Consider the following 19546-nt stretch of genomic DNA (forward strand, 5'->3'; position numbering starts at 1 on the left):
AAGTGTCCTTTTTTATTCCATGCCTCCAAGAAGCCTTTTCATAATATACTGATAAATATCCTGACTGCATGAGCGCCAATTGTTTTTCATAATATTGGCCTGTTCTTCATCAGGGGAATTTATTTCTATATTTATAAGTGGGGTTTTTCCCTCCAAAACTTCACAATGTACAATGAGATCGTTTCCCGGAAGCTTATAATATTCTGCTGTAGTGGAAACTTCATTTCTCATACGGAATTTATTTGTCTGTATAAACTCGTTGATATCTGTAATGATAGCCGGAGAGATCTGTTTTTCAAAAAAAGAGAGGGCTTCTTTGCCTTCTTTTGTCATTTCATATCTGGAATTGTTGTTTATATTCTCGACACTCAGTAAGTTTGATTCCAAAAGCTCTGAAAGAGCCTGTTGGACTATAAAGTATGTAGTATATTCTTTACTGACAAAAAAGTCGGATATATTTGAGTTTGTAAGTGGGAACTTAACTTGTTTTAACATATATAGTATCATTAACTTATATAAAGTCATCGGTTCTGAGAGCATCGTCGGACCTCCTGTGTAATATAAAGATTTTACAACAAATGGGATATTATGTAAAGTGTAATACATTACCGGTTATTTTATTCGATTGCCTGCGGATTACTAACTGCCGATTAGATATAGAAATTCATTATTATTTATGATAAAATGTAGGTTATGGTTTATGGAAGAGGTGTATAAATGAGAGAGCGAATCAATCGTTTGGCAAAAGGGATTATTGAAGAAGAATTACCTATATTGGTCTGTGAGCCGGATAATATAGAACTGCCTATAAAGATGGATGAAGCCGTTCGCTTTGAAATAGAGGTACGAAGTGACAACAAAGTACCGTTTAGAGGAGTGGCATATTCCGACAATATAAGAGTAAGAGTGGTCGATGCAACTTTTGGCGGAATAAAGAACAAAGTTGTACTTGAGATCAACTCGAAGAATTTGAGCGGAGAAGAAAAGATAGAGGGTATTATAACTTTGGTAACAAATGCCGGAGAAAGAGATATACCCTATACTTTTTATATAAAAAATACCGATACTGTACTTGTGCTTGAGTCATTAAAGACAGTGGACGATTTTATGGTCATTGCAAAGGAAGACATAAATATTGCATTGGCTATTTTTATGTATAAAGACTTTTGTAAGTCGGGCTTTATGAAGGACCTGAGATATCAAAAGATTTACGAAGTACTTAATAAGGGTAATAACTTCAGATTAAACCTTGAAAATTTCCTGCAGGCTGTGGGAAATAAAGAAGCAGTGAATTTTTTGCTTGAATCGGATTCGCTTTATTTAAATACAGTAGAAGAAGATAAAGTTTATACCGTCAAAGTTCACAAAGAAAACTGGGGTTTGCTTGATATTGACGTATCAACAAATGCAGGTTTTATTAAATTAAATACGGATAAAATTAAAAACGAAAACTTTGAAGATAATACTTTTGAACTGGGATTTACTATAGATTCCGAACTCTTGCAAGACAGGAAAAATGTTGCGAGTATAAGGTTTTGTAACGGTTTAAATGAAAAGTATCTTGAAGTTGTAATAAATAAAAATCTTGAAAAAGAATATCAAAGAGAAGCAAGAATATTTGAAAGAAAACAGTGGATCAGTTATGTAAAGCTTAGAGTTGAGCATGAACTCTGCAGCGATAAAATCGAAAAAAATGAGATTTTATTTAAAATGCTTGCGGTACTGGACAGATTACAGGCAAGTACATACAGGAGTTTTTTGGTAAAGCTTTTAAAGGCTGAAATATACCTGATGCAGGGAGATAAGGCTACGGCAAAGTCTATTATCAACAGTCTGGATTCAAAAATAAAAGAGAACAGGCACGAACTTAGAGATGAGTATCTGATTTTAGAATACCTGGATACATATATGTATCCGGATGGCGAAAAGATGAGAGATCTTACAAAGCTTATTAAGGATTTATATAAGAAATATCATTCAAACATTGAATTTATGCTTGTATTAAATCTTGATGAAAGTCTTGCAGACAACCCGGCGGAAAGACAGAAGTTTTTGAAGAGAGCTTTTGAGCTTGGTGACAGGTCAAAAATATTGATGATGGAATATGCTCTTTTACTTTGCAAGAATCCACATCTTTTGACAAGCTGTACAAGATTTGAAGTGTTGGCACTCAGCTTCGGTATAAGAAATAATCTTATATCGGTTAGTCTTTCGGAGAAAATACTCTCCGTTGTAAGAGAGACAAAGAAAATTAACGGAGCTATATTAAATATTCTTCTTTCAATATACAATGCATTGCCAGGCAATGAACTTCTTATAGATATATGTGAGATTTTTATAAAAGGTAATGTAAGAAAAAAGTATGTAAATGCATGGTACGAAAGATGTATTGAAAAGGGATTGCCGGTGGAAGGCATATATGAGTATTTTGTTTACTCGCTTCCCGAAAAATATGATTTACCTATACCTGAATCTGTGCTGAAGCATTTTGAAAGAATAAACTCGATGGCTGATGACTTTAAGGTGAAGATATTTGAAAATATCGTAGAGTTTTATCCGCATAACAGTGAAATATACAGAGAGTTTATAAAGAGAATAAAGATTTTTACCATTGATAATGCAATGAAATTGAAAATGGATGATCATCTTATAAATATTTATTCCGGAATTCTTGAAGATGATGATATAGATGAAAGATTGGCAAAAATCATTCCGTTTTTAATGAACTCATATGATGTGAGAGTGCCTGAAGGTAAAGCGGGTTCTATAGTGGTTGTATATCCGGAGCTGAACGGTGAAAAGAAATATGAACTTGTAAATAACAGGGCTTTTGTAGCACTGTATTCGGAAAATGCAATTATCCTTGCAGAGGATTGTGAGGGCAACAGATATTATCCAAAAAATATGACTGTAGATAAGATATTCCATATGCAAAATCTTATAGACAGGTCTTATGAGTTGGATAAAAATCATGATATGCACAGGCTTGAGATGCTTGGAAAGATTGCAAAGAGCAGTGAAATCAGTGATGAAGATATAGTTTTAATAGAAGGTGTATTGGATGAAATAGACATTGATTCAAGATTTAAAAATATACTTTTATCAAAGCTTATTGAACATTTATGGAAAGCTTCAGAGAAGGAAGAAGAGATTAACTTTAAGCTTCTATATAAGACGGCAGAGATGAATTTGGATGAAGACAATATCTTTATGTATTGTGATACATTGATGAATATCGGAAATGTAAAAGAGGCAATAGATGTAGTCAAATTCTTCGGAGTCGATAACTTCAAAAAAGATGAATTACTTAAGCTGATTATTAAGGCAATTGACGATGAAGCATTTAATCAAAATAAAATACTTGCTTTGATGGCTTTTAATCTTTATAAAGATGAAAAGTACACAGATAAAACTTTGGAATTTATTGCAAAGGTATACAACGGAAAAACACAAAATATGTTGGATTGTCTGAAATTATGTGTTGAGAAAAATATAGAAACATATGATTTTGAAGAAAGATTGCTTATACAAATGCTTTTCTCAAATCAGACAGCAGATTTGGATGAGGCTTTTAGAATTTATACAGAGAGAAAAAGAGTTACGGATATAATCATAAGAGCATATTTTACTGTAAAGAGTGATTTATTCTTCATGAATGATGAAAATATAAAAGACAATATATTTGAGTATCTGGAAGACGGACTCAGTGATGTTGACGATATAAAGGAGTTCCCGAATATTTATATGCTGGCATTGTCAAAGTATTATTCAAAGAAGGATAATCTTAACTTTAAGCAGACAAGACTATGTGAGCAGATAGTAAATAATCTTTGTGATATGGGAATGGTATTTTCGTATTTTAAAAATCTGTCAAAGTTTGTACCTGTTGAAAGAGATATACTGGAATCTGCTTTTGTTGAATACAAGGCAAAGAAAGATTCGGTTATATTGAAGTCAAGAATTTTTCCTTTAAATGATGATTTTATTGAGGAGGAGTTTCCTAATATCTATAAAAATATATTTGTTAAATATAAGAAGATTTTTTCTGACGAGATATGGGAATATCAGATTCTTGAAAATGAAGACGGTGATATGAAAGTTTCAGTAAATGACTGTGTTCAATTCAGTAAAGGGGATAATGCCGGAGAGAGCAGGTTTATTCTTATAAATGATATAGCGGAACTGCCAAAAGACAAAGAAAAAGAAATCAAGGAAAAATTGACCGAGTTTGTGTACAAAGACGAGTTGGTAGCGAATTTATTTACACTGATATAAAAAATGAAAGGAATGTAAGTTTTATATTTACATTTGATATTTATATAAAATGGGAGATACGATGAATCCAAAGGTACTTGGAATCGCTTTATCGGATATAAGTACAAATCTTATATTTTACCCCGATGATGAAGCATTAATTTTCCCCACTGTTATAAGCAAAAAAAAGGGTGAAGATGCCTGGGTAGTGGGTGAAGATGCTTATGCTTTGGCATTGGACGGAAAAGGTATAATTACCGATAAATTATTAAAATTGACAAGAAAAGACGGTATAGCAACCATTGACGGTACAAGATATGAAGGAAAAGAAATATTGAAAATTTACTTCAGAGAAATAATAAATGCCGGAATGGAAAAATTATATAAGGAAAAGCCTGATGAAGTAGTTGTAGCTATGTCAGGTTTGGAAGAAGACATAGTCGGTGATATAAGGGCGGCCTTTGTAGGACTTGGTTATCAACCGAACCATATACATATAATCAGCAAGGAAGAAAGCTTTATCTATTTTGTTCTTTCATTAAAAAAAGATATATGGAACAATAAAGTGGGAATGTACGATCTTTCTGATGTAAGTCTTACATACTATGAAATGCTTGTAAACAGAAATTCAAGAAAACTGCTTGTTAATGCGGAGTCTGAAAATATGGATGAGGCTTTTAACCTGCAGATACTTAATAATCCGTCAGGAGCCAAGCTTGCAGATAAGATTTTGACTTCAGTTGCCGAGAAAGTAATGGATAAGAAAAAATTTTCATCTATTTTTCTCACAGGGCAGGTGTTTGCAGAACATGAGTGGGCAGACGGATTTATAAGTTATCTGTGTTCAAGAGGTAAGGTATATCTTGATACAAATATTTTCGCAAAAGGTGCGGCATTTAAAGGTGTTGACCTTGCGAGTGAGAACTCCATATATAATTTAACTGCAATTTGTGAAGGAAGACTGAGGTCGGATGTTTATATAAATGTAGAGAACAACGGTAAAGACGGAAAGATATACCTTGCAAAGGCCGGAGACTTTTGGGATGAACCCGATACTGAACTTTTAATGATACCTGATGAGAAGGAAGTAATTGATATCAGTGTGGCAGGTATTGACGGTAAGGTCAAGAAAAACATTCCTATTGTACTGGACTTTCTACCTAAAAGGCCTATAAAGACAAGAAGATTTTATTTCAGAACAAAATTTTTGGACGATAAAATCATGAATGTCGAAATAGAGGATGCAGGCTTTGGAGATATGTATCCGCCTACCGATGTAAAGAGAAATATCGAGGTAAATATATGGGATTAATACTATGTGAAGCCTTAAAAGTAAAAAAGCCTTTCAATATAGAAGTATTATCACTGAACATACACAGTTATGAAGAGTTGTGCTATATAATATTTGAGAATCCCATTTTAGTCACCGAGGGAATAGTAAGTGATGCTTTGGTTGAATTTATAAGGGATGAATTGAATTTAGAAGTCTTAGCCGATAATGTGAAAAGAAAAATGTCCAACGGAACGGCTGATGAGGATATTTTGGTATATATCATTGATTCATGCAGTCTGTACAATAATGCAGAGACAATAATTTTCAGAAATGCCATGGGAAAGATAAAGAAAATGGCGGTACATGAAGTTGCCAAGCAAAGAGCGGACTATATGTTTTATATAGGAAAGTATGATTTGGCAAAAAAGTACTATCTGGAAATCCTTGATATGGATACAAAGGCTGAGAACGGTTTTATAGGAAGTGTGTATCATAATCTCGGTGTTATTTATGCAAATCTTTTTTTGTATGAAGAGGCTTCGGATGCGTTGAAAAAGTCATATGAACTTACAAATGATGATGTGATTTTGATGGAAATATATTTTCTTAAGAGAATATTTATATCATCATATGAGGAAGAAAACGATGAGGAAATGGGTAAACTCTTAAAAACCGATTTGGCAGGTGAAGCCAAGAAAGCTTTTGATATAGCGTTAGAAGGCGTTGGTGAAAGTGAAAGAATAAAGAATGTAAATTCAATATTCGATATGGAAGATACGACAAGGAAGAAAAAAGTTTTAGGTGATTATATCGCTGATTTAAAAGCGGATTACAGAAATATGAAATAAGGCAGGTAGATATGAAAGAATTGGAAAAGACATACAGCCCTGAAAAAATAGAGGGCAGAATATATAAAAAATGGTTGGAAGAAAAGTACTTCCATGCAAAGGTAAATAAGGATAAAAAGCCTTTTACAATTATAATGCCGCCGCCAAATATCACAGGTCAGCTGCATATGGGACATGCACTTGATAATACTATGCAGGATATCCTGATAAGATATAAGAGAATGGCCGGATATGAGGCGCTTTGGCAGCCGGGAACGGACCATGCGGCTATCGCTACAGAGGTAAAGGTTATTGAAAAGCTTAAAGCCGAGGGCAAGGATAAGCACGAGCTTGGAAGAGAAGGCTTTTTAAAGGAAGCCTGGGCATGGAGAAATGATTACGGTACAAGAATAATCAATCAGCTTCAAAGACTTGGTTCATCTGCAGACTGGGACAGAGAAAGATTTACCATGGATGAACAGGGACAAAAGGCTGTAAAGGAAGTTTTCCTCAGATTATATGAAAAAGGGTATATTTACAAAGGTAGCAGGATTATAAACTGGTGTCCTGTTTGTAAAACATCTATCTCAGATGCCGAGGTTGAACATATTGAGATGGACGGCAATTTCTGGCATATAAAGTATCCTGTTGTAGGAGAAGAAGGAAAATTTGTCGAGATTGCCACAACAAGGCCTGAGACACTTCTTGGAGATACTGCGGTTGCGGTAAATCCGTTGGATGAAAGATATAAAGATATCATAGGTAAAAAGCTGGTACTGCCATTGGTAGGAAGAGAAATACCTGTAGTAGCTGATGAATATGTTGACAAAGAGTTCGGAACAGGCTGTGTTAAGATAACACCTGCACATGACCCTAACGACTTTGAGGTAGGAAAAAGACATAATCTGCCTGAAATCAATATAATGCATGATGATGCGACTATTGATATGCCGGGAAGCAAGTATGACGGACTTGACAGATATGAGGCAAGAAAACTTATAGTAAATGATCTAAAAGAAGCAGGTCTCTTGGTAAAGGTGGTTCCTCACAGCCACAATGTAGGTAGACATGACAGATGTAAGACAGTTGTAGAGCCGCTTATAAAGCCGCAATGGTTTGTAGCTATGAACGAGATGGCAAAGCCTGCAATAAAGGCGATTGAGACGGGAGAACTTAAGTTTGTACCTGAAAGCTATGCAAAGACGTATTTACATTGGCTTGAAAATATAAGAGACTGGTGTATTTCAAGACAGCTTTGGTGGGGACATCAGATACCTGCATATACATGTGAAAAATGCGGTGAGATAACGGTTGCAAGAGAAAAACCTGAAAGCTGTCCGAAATGCGGATGCCATGAGCTTGTACAGGACGAGGATACTTTGGATACTTGGTTTTCATCAGCACTTTGGCCTTTCTCAACACTGGGATGGCCTGAGGATACTGAGGAAATGAAGTACTTCTATCCCACGGATGTTCTTGTAACAGGTTATGATATTATATTCTTCTGGGTAGTAAGAATGGTGTTCTCAGGTTATGAGCAGACCGGAAAATCACCTTTCCATACTGTTCTTATACATGGACTTGTAAGAGATTCCGAGGGTAGAAAGATGAGTAAATCTCTCGGAAACGGTATCGATCCGCTTGAGGTAATAGACAAGTATGGTGCGGATGCGCTTAGAATGATGCTTATTACAGGAAATGCACCTGGAAATGATATGAGATTCTACTATGAGAGAGTGGAAAGTGCCAGAAACTTTGCAAATAAGATCTGGAATGCCGCAAGACTTATCATGATGAACATAGGTGAGGACAAGCCGGGTAAAATAGACAATTCAAAGCTTATGCTTTCAGATAAGTGGATACTTTCAAAGGCAAACAAACTTATAAAGGAAGTTACAACAAATCTGGATAAATTTGAACTTGGTATAGCACTTTCAAAGATATACGACTTTGCATGGGAAGAGTTCTGTGACTGGTATATCGAGATGGTAAAGGTAAGACTTTGGAATAAGGAAGACGAAAGTAGAGAAACTGCACTTGCCGTACTTATATATGTTCTTAACAACATACTTAAGCTTTTACATCCTTTTATGCCTTTTATCACAGAGGAAATATATTGTACCGTAAATGAAGATGTCAAGAGTATAATGATTGAGCCTTGGCCTGTAGAAAATCCCGAGTACAATTTTGAGGATGATGAAAATAAAGCCGAGCTTATAAAAGAAGCCGTAAGAGCAATAAGAAATGTAAGAGCATCTATGAATGTTCCTCCTTCACATAAGGCAAAGGGAATTGTCGTAAGTGAAAGCGAAAAGATAAGAGATACTTTTGAAAGTGCCGGAGATTTCTTTAAGCAGCTTGCAGGACTTGATAAGCTTATAATAGATTCGGATGACAGTACTGTTGAGAAAGACTCCGTAAGAGTTGCAATACCGAATGCATCCATATGTTTACCTTTAAAAGAGCTTGTAGATATTGAAAAAGAAGTTGAAAGACTTAAAAAAGAAGAAAAGAAGCTTATCGGTGAGGTGGCCAGATCGACAGGTATGCTTTCAAACGAGAAGTTTGTAAGCAAGGCTCCTCAGGCAAAAATAGATGAAGAAAAGAAAAAGCTTGAAAACTATGAGCAGATGCTTTCACAGGTAAGAGAGCAGCTTGCAAGATTAGCCGACTGATATGAATGAAAAAGAATATATAGAGAGCATTTCCATGTGGGCCAAAAAAAAGAATTCACTTTCGGAAGTAAGAAAGAACATTGAAATTCTGGGTATAAAGCTGCCGAAAGTAATACATGTGGCCGGTACCAACGGGAAAGGCTCCGTATGTGCATATCTCAGCAATATTCTTGTAGAAAATCATATGAAAGTGGGAACATTTATCTCCCCTCATTTGATTGAAGTAAATGAAAGAATATTGCTTGATATGACACCTATAAGCGATAGAGAACTTGAGACTATATCAAAATACGTAAGGGAAAAACTTGGTAATTCCGATACGCCTCCTACATATTTTGAATATATCTTCTATATCGCAACTGTATTTTTTTCAAAAACAAATCCGGATTATGTAATACTTGAAACCGGTATGGGTGGGCGACTTGATGTAACAAATGTTTTTGAAGATACATTAAGTATTATTACAAGCATAGGCATGGATCATATGCAATTTCTCGGAAACAGTATAAAAGAAATTGCTTATGAAAAGGCCGGTATTATTAAGTATAATTCCACAGTAATCTTTGATGACTCAAATGAAGAGGCAAATGAGATAATAAGAGAATTTGCCAAAGCTAAAGAGGCAAAAATTATACCGCTTTCCGATTTTGACTATGAAAGCCTGAAATTTACATATGTAAAGTACAAAAAGAAAGCGGCTGCACTTGCTATACTTGGAGCAGGGCAGCTGCTTAATACTATAGATAATATAGATGAAGCTGTAACAAAGACTGTATGGCATGGAAGAATGGAAGAGATAGAAAAGGATATTATTATTGACGGAGCACATAATGAACCGGCAATTATAGAGTTTACAGAAAATGCAATGAAGCTTGCAAAAGTAAATAATAAGAAAATCAAGCTTTTGATCTCGGTAGTAAGGGATAAAGAGGTGGAAAGGATTTTTGATATTATTACTTCCAAGCTTGAGGTAAAAAAATACTATCTGACAGCCATAAATTCTTACAGAAGCAATTCTACGGATGAGCTTTATAATAGCTTAAATATACTTTTAGAAAAAAATAAAAGACAGTCAAAGATAAGTTGCTATAATAGCAGTATAGAGGCCTTTAACGAAGCAAAAAAAGAAAAGGCTGATGATGAAATTTTGTTTTGTGTTGGTTCATTATATTTAATGGGAGAGATATTAGAGGGAAACAGATGATAGATTTTGAGGAAGAATTAAGAAAATTTAAGCCTTCACCGGATATTTCCGCAGTGGAGGATATTATAGCAAAAAGTGATATTTCAGATATGAATGATATTTTGATGGAATTGTTGAAAGAGCAAGTAAAGGGCTGATATGAAGAAAAACAGACGTCTGGAACAGATATCAAACGGTTATTATAATTTGGGATTGTCTCTTGCAAAGGAAAGGAATTTATCTTCCGCATTGAATGCGTTAAGCATATCTTTGGGATTGAATAAGAAAAATACCGATGCCAGAAATCTATACGGACTTATACAGTTTGAAATGGGCGAAGAGACCAAGGCTTTGATTTCATGGGTTATAAGTATAAATATTAATCCTATAAACAATCCGGCACAGAATTATTTGCAAAAATTGAGAAATAAATCCGCTTACCTGGAAAAATCACAGGATGCCATTTCAAAATATAATAAGGCGATTTCTCAAATAAAGACTGTAAATTATGATATGGCAAGGATAACATTAAAGCAGGCTGTAGATATAAGACCGCATTTTGTAAAGGCAATGCTCGCACTGGCACTTCTCGATATCAGAGAAGGAAAATCCAGTGAGGCAAAAAAGCTTTTGGATAATGTGCTTTCAATCGACAGATTCAATACAAAGGCTATCACTTATCTTGAAGAGATGAAACCTTTGACTGAAAAAAAAGCAAGGAAAGAAAAATTAAGTGTTATAGGCAGTCCCGTAAAGAAGGAAAAAACTGTAGAAAATGCAAATAACGGTATGCCTGTAACCGAGATATATAAGAATTATTCGGGAATGTTTACAGCTATCAATGTAGGAATAGGATTGATAGTAGGTGCCTGTGCAATGGTATTTTTATATATGCCTACTATGAAGGTAGCATTAAATAACGCACATAATAAAGAAATTGTAGAAATATCACAACAACTTAATGATGTAAATTTATCCATAGAAACTCTGAAGAGTGAAAATGAAGGATTGAACGAACAGGTAAATAAACTTACAGAAGTAAATAACACATCAACAGAGAATATGAACTATAAACTTTTGCAGTATGTTTATTTCTTAGGTCTTATAAAAGAGTACAATACAAAAAATTATACAAGGGCTGCCGAGATATTCTCAAATCTGGATGTAGGTCAGCTTACTGATGTTGACAACGGGTTGGGGATATCCGTAACAGGCACATTTGCCGAAATGGCACCTAAGATGAGAGAAGAGGGACCTAAACTGTTACTTAAAGTTGCGGACGGACTTAACAGATCCGGTGATTTTGCCGGAGCCATAGGCTATTATGACGCCGCTCTTAGAATATCTCCGGATTATGTGGAAGCCAAGTATAAGAAAGCTTTGGCATACAAGACTATGGGTGATGTTGATACTGCAAATAATCTGTTTACAGAAATTATTACAAATTATCCTGATGACAGGTTTGCAAATGAATCAAAGAAAGAAAGAGGTTATTGATGAATAATATTTCAAGTGCAAAATATTTTTCGCTTTTTTCAGGAATAATATTCTTGATAGTTGGAATATATGTGATTGTAAATCCTTTGTTTATTGCAGGTACAATAAATATTATATTATGTGTGCTGCTGTTAATAGAGGGAATTTCTCAAATAAGCGCCTATCTGTCTGAGAAAAAAGAAGGCAGAAGTATTTGGAGACTGATTGAAGGTGTTTTATCTGTTGCGGCAGGAATTTACTTTGCGGTTAAAGATTCTCTGGGATTGTCCGTTGCTTTTATAGTGGCGGCAGGCATCTGGTTACTTCTTATAGGAATAAGCAGAGTATTTATGGGAATGAGAGTAGTGAAGTTTGAAAAGAATATAGGTCAGAGACTTATTTTCATTGCAATAATTGATTTACTGCTCGGTATCATTCTTGTGATAAATCCTGTATTTGTGGCAGGCTATATTTCGGTACTTTTCGGGGTTTCATTAATAGTGCAGGCTGTGGTTGCAATATTCAGATTCTTTAGATTAAACAGAATGGAGAGAAAGTTGAAATAATACACAAAAGTGGTAAAATAGAATAAAAATATATGTGAGGTGTATGTATGAAATTTTTTATTGATACCGCAAATGTGGATGAGATCAGAGAAGTTGCTGCCTGGGGCGTGTTAGCAGGCGTTACAACAAATCCTTCATTAGTTGCAAAGTCAGGAAGAAAATTTGAGGATGTTATCAAGGAAATCACAGACATTGTAGACGGGGCTATAAGCGGTGAGGTAAAGGCTACGACTACAAAGGCTGAGGATATGATAGCCGAGGGAAGAGAAATTGCAAAGATCCATAAAAATATGGTGGTAAAGATTCCTATGACTGCTGAAGGCCTGAAGGCAATAGCTGCACTCAGTAAAGAGGGAATTGCCACAAACTGCACTTTAATCTTTACACCGCTGCAGGCACTTTTGGCTGCAAGAGCAGGTGCAAGCTATGTTTCACCATTCCTTGGAAGACTTGACGATGTGGGAACAAGAGGTGTTTCTTTGATAGAGGATATCGTTGAGATTTTTGAAATTCACGGCATAGAGACTGAGATAATTGCCGCATCCGTGCGTAACAATATGCATGTACTTGAGTGTGCCAAGGCAGGAGCAGATATTGCAACAGTACCTTATTCCGTATTTAAGTCTATGTTAAATCATCCTCTTACAGAAGCAGGAATTGAAAAATTCATAGCGGACTATGAGAAGTCGGTTAAATAACAATAAAAAAGAGCCTTTATGGGCTCTTTTTTATTGTTTGAATACGTATTCTCAAGTATTAATTATGCACGCTCTACAAAACCTGAACGAAGGCATGAAGTACATACATACATCTTCTTAGATCCACCCTCTGTTTTGACCTTAACTGACTTAACGTTAGCCTTCCATATTTTGTTGGATCTTCTATGAGAATGGCTTACTGCATTACCAAAATGAGCAGCTTTTTCGCATATTGAACATTTTGCCACGGTTACACCTCCTTTAACTTTAATTATAAAGATTTATAATTATTTTGGATTGGACTTCATCACAATAGGGAAAAACCCGTGCAAAATCCATAACGGATATATTTTACCAAATAAAAATACTATTTGCAAGACATTTTATAATTTATTATATTGTGGTAAAATGAAAAAGATTGGAGTTCAGAGCGAAGTTTTAGATTATCTTTATGAACCGAAAAATCGTATTGTTATGTAAAAAGGAGCATAGAAATGAATAATATTGACATCAAGTCTGTAAATACCATAAGAGTTCTTAGTGCAGACGGTATAGAGAAAGCAAAGTCAGGTCATCCGGGATTGCCTTTGGGAGCAGCCCCGATTGCATATGAACTTTTTGCAAATCATATGAAGCATAACCCGAAGAACCCTGATTGGGCAAACAGAGACAGATTTATTCTGTCTGCAGGTCATGGTTCAATGCTTTTATATTCATTATTCCACCTCTTCGGATATGGCGATTTGAGCATGGATGATTTGAAGAGTTTCAGACAGCTGGATTCAAAGACTCCGGGACATCCTGAGTACGGTCATACGGTAGGTGTAGAGGCTACTACAGGACCGCTTGGTGCAGGTATGGGTATGGCTGTAGGTATGGCTATGGCTGAAGCACATATGGCAAGTGTATTCAATAAAGAAGGTTATGATATAGTGGATCACTATACATTTGTATTAGGCGGTGACGGCTGCTTGATGGAAGGAATATCATCAGAGGCATTTTCACTTGCGGGAACACTCGGACTATCAAAGCTTATTGTATTCTATGATTCAAACGGAATTTCTATTGAGGGAAGTACAGATATAGCATTTACAGAGAATGTAGTGGACAGAATGAAGGCTTTCGGATTCCAGACTATAGAGGTAGAGGACGGAAACGATCTTGAAGCTATCAGAAAGGCTATTAAAGAGGCTAAGGCCGACAAGAACAGACCTTCATTTATCAAGATAAATACTGTGATCGGATATGGTGCGGGAAAGAAGCAGGGAACTGCAGGAGCACATGGTGAGCCTCTTGGAAGTGAAGCGCTTGCCGCACTTAAGTCAGGTTTCGGTTTTAATCCGGAAGAGAGCTTTAAAGTTGATGCCGATGTATATGAGAATTTTAATAAAATAAATGAAAAGAATGCAAAGATTGAAGAAGAGTGGAATAAGCTCTTTAAGGAGTATGCAAATAAATATCCTGAAGATGCAAAGAAATGGGATAATTACCACTCTGAAATCAATGCTTCTTTAATAGATAATGATGAGTTCTGGGCATGGGATGATGCACCTGCAGCTACAAGAAATATTTCAGGAAGCATTATTAACAGATTAAAGGATATATTCCCTAATCTTATAGGCGGTTCTGCGGACCTTTCGCCTTCAAACAAGACTGTAATGAACGGTGAAGGATATATCTCAAAGGATGATTTTTCAGGAAGAAATATACATTTCGGTGTAAGAGAGTTTGCAATGACCGCTATTACAAACGGTATTTTATTACATGGCGGACTTAGAGCATATTGTGCCACCTTCTTTGTATTCAGTGATTATACAAAGCCGATGGCAAGACTTTCTGCGCTTATGAATATTCCTACAATATTTGTATTTACACATGATTCTATAGGTGTCGGCGAGGACGGACCTACACATGAGCCTATAGAGCAGCTTGCAATGCTCAGATCATTGCCTAATTTCAATACATTCAGACCTGCCGATGCGAGAGAGACAATCGCGGCATGGTATGCGGCTATGGTTTCAAAGTCTACACCTACAGCTATTGTGCTTACAAGACAGAATCTTCCGCAGCTTGACGGAAGCGGAAAGAAAGCGCTTAAGGGAGCTTATATTATAAAAGAAGCTTCAAAGTCTACACCTGATATGATTTTAATAGCGTCAGGATCTGAGGTTTCACTTGCCATTGAAGCTGCAGCAGAGCTTGAGAAGGATAATATATCTACAAGAGTTGTAAGTATGCCATGTATGGATGTGTTTGAAACACAGAGTAAGGAATATAAAGAAGAAGTACTGCCGAAAACTGTAAGAAACAGAGTGGCAATAGAGGCTTTATCGAGCTTCGGATGGGACAGATATACAGGACTTGACGGAAGGGTAATATCCATGAACTCTTTCGGTGCATCGGCACCTCAGGATTTGCTTTTCAAAAAATTCGGATTTACAAAGGAAAATGTTGTAGCTACAGCTAAAGAAGTATTTAATCAATAAATAATATTAAAAACAGATATAGAATTTCTATATCTGTTTTTGTGCTTATTTAGGGAAGGAAAAAACATGGGCGGTATTTTTGGTGTAGTAGGAAAAAATGATTGTGTTATGGACCTGTTTTTCGGGGTTGACTATCATTCACATCTTGGAACAAGACGTGCAGGAATGGCTGTTTTTGACGGAGAGTATTTCAACAGAGTAATACACAATATTCAAAACTCGCCGTTTCGAACAAAGTTTGAAAAAGATGTGGAAGAACTGAGTGGAGATATGGGAATAGGTTGCATATCGGATGAGGATCCACAGCCGCTTTTAATACAATCACATTTGGGCAGCTATGCTATTACTACAGTCGGGAAAATAAGCAATCAAGATGAGATAATAAAAAAACTCTATAAAGACGGTAGAGTGCATTTCCAGGAGCAGAGCGGCGGGCGTGTGAATGACAATGAACTTGTGGCCACATTGATATCTTCAATGCCTTCTTTTAAAGAAGGGCTTGAGTATGTTCAGGAAACCATAAAAGGTTCTATGACTGTTGTAATTATGACAAAGGAGGGAATCTATGCCGCAAGAGATAAATTCGGAAGGACACCTCTGGTGATAGGTCACAAGAAAGATACATTCTGTATTACATTTGAAAATCATGCATATTTAAACCTGGGATACAGCTTTTATAAGGAACTTGGCCCGGGAGAGATAGTATTTATTACACCGGATAATGTAAAAGAAATATCACCTGCAAAATCCGAGATGAAAATCTGTTCATTCTTATGGGTATACTACGGTTATCCGACAGCTTCATATGAGGGTGTAAATGTAGAAACTATGAGATACAAATGCGGTGAACTTTTGGCAAAAAGAGATAATATAGATGCGGATATTGTAGCCGGAGTTCCTGACTCAGGTACCGCACATGCCATAGGCTATGCAAATAAATCGGGCATACCTTTTGCCAGACCTTTTATAAAGTATACACCTACATGGCCCAGGTCTTTTATGCCTACAAATCAAAGTCAGAGAAATCTTATCGCCAAGATGAAACTTATACCGGTACAGGAGCTGATAGAAAATAATGATATCCTACTGATAGACGATTCCATAGTCAGAGGCACACAGTTAAGAGAAACCACAGAGTTTTTGTATAATTCCGGTGCAAAGAAGGTACATGTCAGACCGGCATGTCCTCCGCTCTTATTCGGATGTAAATATCTTAATTTTTCAAGATCGAAATCCGACTATGATTTGATTACAAGAAGAATAATAAGAGAAAGGGAGGGGGATAATGTAAGCAAAGAACTCCTCTTTGACTATGCCGATCCGAACAGCAAGAACTATGAAGAGATGGTTGAAGAGATAAGGAAGATTCAAAACTTTTCAAGCCTCAGATTTCACAGACTTGATGATTTAATAGAATCTATAGGCATAAGCCCATGTAAGCTGTGTACATATTGCTGGAACGGTAAGGAAGCTTGATATTCTGTAATAAATTTAGTATAATATTGGTTTGATAAATCAGGTGTTGTGTTTTATGCAATACGAAAAGGATGAGTATTTTGAGGGGTTCAAAGGAATTTAAAATAATCCTTGTTAAGTTATTTAATGATATACTTGATTATGAGGAAAGCGTTTTGCGTGCTTCCGAGTTTAAGGATTTGACCAATAATGATATACATGTAATACGAGCTATAGGAATGAATGAAAAAAAGAATATGTCAATGATTGCAAAGGAGTTGGCGGTTACCATAGGAACTTTGACGATTTCGATAAACAGTCTTGTAAGAAAGGGCTATGTCATAAAGGAGAGGTCTGAGAAGGATAAGAGAGTGGTTTTTGTGAACCTCTCATCAAAAGGTGAAGCGGCTTTTTCAAGAAATGAAGAGCTGTATGATCAGATGGTCAATTCAATGCTTGAAGACCTGGAAGACAATGAAATGGACATATTGATGAAATCATTATTAAAAGTAAACAGGTGTATTAAACAGAATAAAGCTTAAAAAGTATATCGGTAATAAATACGGATATCAAGATGGAGGATTTTATTCTTCATATTTTAGATATAATAGAAATTGTAAGAAGGCGGAATGACAAATGAGTAAGAAACCATATTATATAACAACGGCTATTGCCTATGCTTCAGGAAAGCCACATATCGGAAACACATACGAGATAATATTGGCTGATGCAATAGCAAGATTCAGAAGAGAAGAAGGACTTGAGGTTTTCTTTCAGACAGGAACAGATGAGCACGGTCAAAAAATAGAAAACAAGGCAAAGGATGCAGGTATTACTCCAAAGGAGTACGTAGACAATGCGGCAGGACAGATCAGAAAAATCTGGGATATGATGAATACATCATATGACAAGTTTATCAGAACTACAGATGAAGACCATAAAAAACAGGTTCAAAAAATTTTTAAAAAATTCTATGATCAGGGTGATATATATAAGGGATTCTACGAGGGCATGTATTGTACGGCCTGTGAGTCATTCTTTACAGATTCACAGCTTGTTGACGGAAAATGTCCGGACTGTGGCGGTGATGTATATCCTGCAAAAGAGGAAGCATACTTCTTTAAGATGAGTAAGTATGCGGACAGACTAATTAAGCATATCAATGAGCATCCTGAGTTCATACAGCCTGTTTCAAGAAAAAATGAGATGATGAATAATTTCCTTTTACCGGGACTTCAGGATCTTTGTGTAAGCAGGACAAGTTTTACATGGGGAATACCTGTTGATTTTGACCCTAAGCATGTTACTTATGTATGGCTTGATGCACTTTCAAACTATATCACAGGTATCGGATATGATGTAGACGGAAACAGCAGTGAGAGATTTAAAAAGTTCTGGCCTGCAGATCTTCATCTTATAGGTAAGGATATTATAAGATTCCATACAATATACTGGCCTATATTCTTAATGGCGCTTGATTTGCCGCTTCCAAAGCAGGTTTTCGGTCATCCATGGCTTTTACAGGGTGAAGGAAAGATGAGTAAATCAAAGGGAAATGTTCTTTATGCGGATACATTGGTTGATTTCTTCGGAGTGGATGCTGTAAGATATTTTGTTTTACATGAGATGCCTTTTGATAATGACGGTGTTATAAGCTGGGATTTGATGGTGGAAAGATTCAACTCCGACCTTGCAAATGTACTTGGAAACCTTGTCAGCAGAACTATATCAATGACAAACAAGTATTTTGACGGAGTTTTGACCGATGCAAAAGATGAGAGTGTTGCAGGTTCTACAGAAACAGATACAGATTTAAAAGATGTGGTGCTTATGTCTGTTGAAAAGGTTGAAAAGAAGATGTCTGAACTTCGTGTTGCGGATGCCATCACGGAGATATGGACACTGTTTAAGAGATGTAACAAGTACATTGACGAGACTACACCTTGGATTCTTGCAAAAGAAGAGGATAAAAAGGCCAGACTTCAGACTGTTTTATACAATTTGGCAGAGTCAATTTCCATCGGTGCTTCATTACTCTACAGCTTCATGCCTGAGACATCCGAAAAGATACTTGACATGTTCGGAACAAACAAGAGAAGCCTTGAAGATATGAATAAATTCGGACTTCTTATGAGTGGTACGAAGGTTGTAAAAGAGCCTGAAATATTATTTAAGAGACTTGATCTTGAGGAAGTGTTAAAGCAGGTAGAGGCTTTAAATCTCGGCGGAAATACTGAAAAGAAAGAGCCTGAGGTAGAGGGTGTTGATGTAAAGGCAAAGGATACTATAGAGTATGATGACTTTGCAAAGCTTCAGATACAGGTAGGACAGATTATAAAATGTGAAGAAGTTCCTAAGTCAAAGAAACTTCTATGCTCACAGGTACAGATAGGAAGTACAACAAGACAGATTCTAAGCGGTATCAAGCAGTGGTATTCTGCAAAGGATATGGTAGGAAAGCAAGTGCTTGTTGTTACAAATCTTGCACCGAGAAATATTGCAGGACTTGAGAGTCAGGGTATGATACTTATGGCTGAGGATGATGCCGGAAATGCGGTTTTGGTGTCACCTGAGAAGAATATAAAGACAGGTTCTGAAATAGCATAAATATTATTGTGTGGGGAATGCTTTTCTTTGCGTTCCCCGATTTTTA

The 19546-nt window shown here is 36.1% G+C and carries 15 protein-coding genes; 13 read left to right on the forward strand and 2 right to left on the reverse strand.

The window, feature by feature from the left end; translation table 11 throughout:
* Window positions 1-12: 12 nt before the first annotated feature.
* Window positions 13-540, reverse strand: coding sequence for a DUF4364 family protein (locus tag HMPREF1140_RS12270; protein ID WP_007592661.1), 528 nt, complete (start codon window positions 538-540; stop codon window positions 13-15).
* Between the two features lie 177 nt (window positions 541-717).
* Between HMPREF1140_RS12270 and HMPREF1140_RS12275 the strand changes: the two genes are divergently transcribed.
* The 9 genes from HMPREF1140_RS12275 (at window position 718) to fsa (ending at window position 12952) form a co-directional block, all read left to right on the forward strand.
* Window positions 718-4275: a DUF5717 family protein gene (locus HMPREF1140_RS12275; RefSeq protein WP_009664045.1), complete on the forward strand. Its 3558-nt coding sequence runs from the start codon at window positions 718-720 to the stop codon at window positions 4273-4275.
* Window positions 4276-4336: 61 nt separating this feature from the next.
* A complete protein-coding gene (locus HMPREF1140_RS12280) occupies window positions 4337-5566 on the forward strand; it encodes a DUF5716 family protein (RefSeq protein ID WP_009664216.1) in 1230 nt (409 codons plus the stop codon).
* Window positions 5557-6375 (forward strand): tetratricopeptide repeat protein, encoded by an 819-nt coding sequence (locus tag HMPREF1140_RS12285; protein ID WP_009664055.1) that lies wholly within the window; start codon window positions 5557-5559, stop codon window positions 6373-6375. The genes HMPREF1140_RS12280 and HMPREF1140_RS12285 overlap by 10 nt, the downstream gene beginning before the upstream one ends.
* An 11-nt stretch (window positions 6376-6386) precedes the next feature.
* Window positions 6387-9029, forward strand: a complete 2643-nt coding sequence (locus HMPREF1140_RS12290; RefSeq protein ID WP_009664140.1) for a valine--tRNA ligase — start codon at window positions 6387-6389, stop codon at window positions 9027-9029.
* 1 nt (window position 9030) lies between these two features.
* Window positions 9031-10233, forward strand: a complete 1203-nt coding sequence (locus HMPREF1140_RS12295; protein WP_009664147.1) for a bifunctional folylpolyglutamate synthase/dihydrofolate synthase — start codon at window positions 9031-9033, stop codon at window positions 10231-10233.
* Entirely contained in the window at window positions 10230-10370 is a 141-nt protein-coding gene (locus tag HMPREF1140_RS13620; protein ID WP_007592648.1) for a hypothetical protein, read from the forward strand. Before HMPREF1140_RS12295 ends, HMPREF1140_RS13620 begins: the two co-directional genes overlap by 4 nt.
* A 1-nt stretch (window position 10371) precedes the next feature.
* The gene (locus HMPREF1140_RS12300) at window positions 10372-11709 is read left to right on the forward strand and encodes a tetratricopeptide repeat protein (RefSeq protein ID WP_009664120.1); all 1338 of its coding nucleotides are present in this window, start codon (window positions 10372-10374) and stop codon (window positions 11707-11709) included.
* Entirely contained in the window at window positions 11709-12254 is a 546-nt protein-coding gene (locus tag HMPREF1140_RS12305; RefSeq protein ID WP_009664214.1) for an HdeD family acid-resistance protein, read from the forward strand. The genes HMPREF1140_RS12300 and HMPREF1140_RS12305 overlap by 1 nt, the downstream gene beginning before the upstream one ends.
* Window positions 12255-12301: 47 nt before the next feature.
* A complete protein-coding gene (fsa, locus tag HMPREF1140_RS12310) occupies window positions 12302-12952 on the forward strand; it encodes a fructose-6-phosphate aldolase (RefSeq protein ID WP_009664108.1) in 651 nt (216 codons plus the stop codon).
* 62 nt (window positions 12953-13014) lie between these two features.
* Here fsa and rpmB read toward each other — a convergent pair whose 3' ends face one another.
* Window positions 13015-13200, reverse strand: coding sequence for a 50S ribosomal protein L28 (gene rpmB / locus HMPREF1140_RS12315; RefSeq protein WP_007592637.1), 186 nt, complete (start codon window positions 13198-13200; stop codon window positions 13015-13017).
* Between the two features lie 246 nt (window positions 13201-13446).
* Here rpmB and tkt point away from each other — a divergent pair, with 246 nt between their 5' ends.
* The 4 genes from tkt (at window position 13447) to metG (ending at window position 19500) form a co-directional block, all read left to right on the forward strand.
* Window positions 13447-15438 carry a transketolase gene (gene tkt, locus HMPREF1140_RS12320; protein WP_009664192.1) on the forward strand — a complete coding sequence of 664 codons (1992 nt, stop codon included), beginning with the start codon at window positions 13447-13449 and terminating at the stop codon, window positions 15436-15438.
* Between the two features lie 66 nt (window positions 15439-15504).
* Window positions 15505-16914 carry an amidophosphoribosyltransferase gene (locus HMPREF1140_RS12325; RefSeq protein ID WP_009664083.1) on the forward strand — a complete coding sequence of 470 codons (1410 nt, stop codon included), beginning with the start codon at window positions 15505-15507 and terminating at the stop codon, window positions 16912-16914.
* A gap of 71 nt (window positions 16915-16985) precedes the next feature.
* A complete protein-coding gene (locus HMPREF1140_RS12330) occupies window positions 16986-17435 on the forward strand; it encodes a MarR family winged helix-turn-helix transcriptional regulator (RefSeq protein ID WP_198006706.1) in 450 nt (149 codons plus the stop codon).
* Window positions 17436-17529: 94 nt separating this feature from the next.
* A complete protein-coding gene (metG, locus tag HMPREF1140_RS12335) occupies window positions 17530-19500 on the forward strand; it encodes a methionine--tRNA ligase (RefSeq protein ID WP_009664059.1) in 1971 nt (656 codons plus the stop codon).
* The last annotated feature ends 46 nt before the right edge of the window (window positions 19501-19546 follow it).

It is taken from the genome of Lachnoanaerobaculum sp. ICM7 (assembly GCF_000287675.1).
Lineage (GTDB): Bacteria > Bacillota > Clostridia > Lachnospirales > Lachnospiraceae > Lachnoanaerobaculum.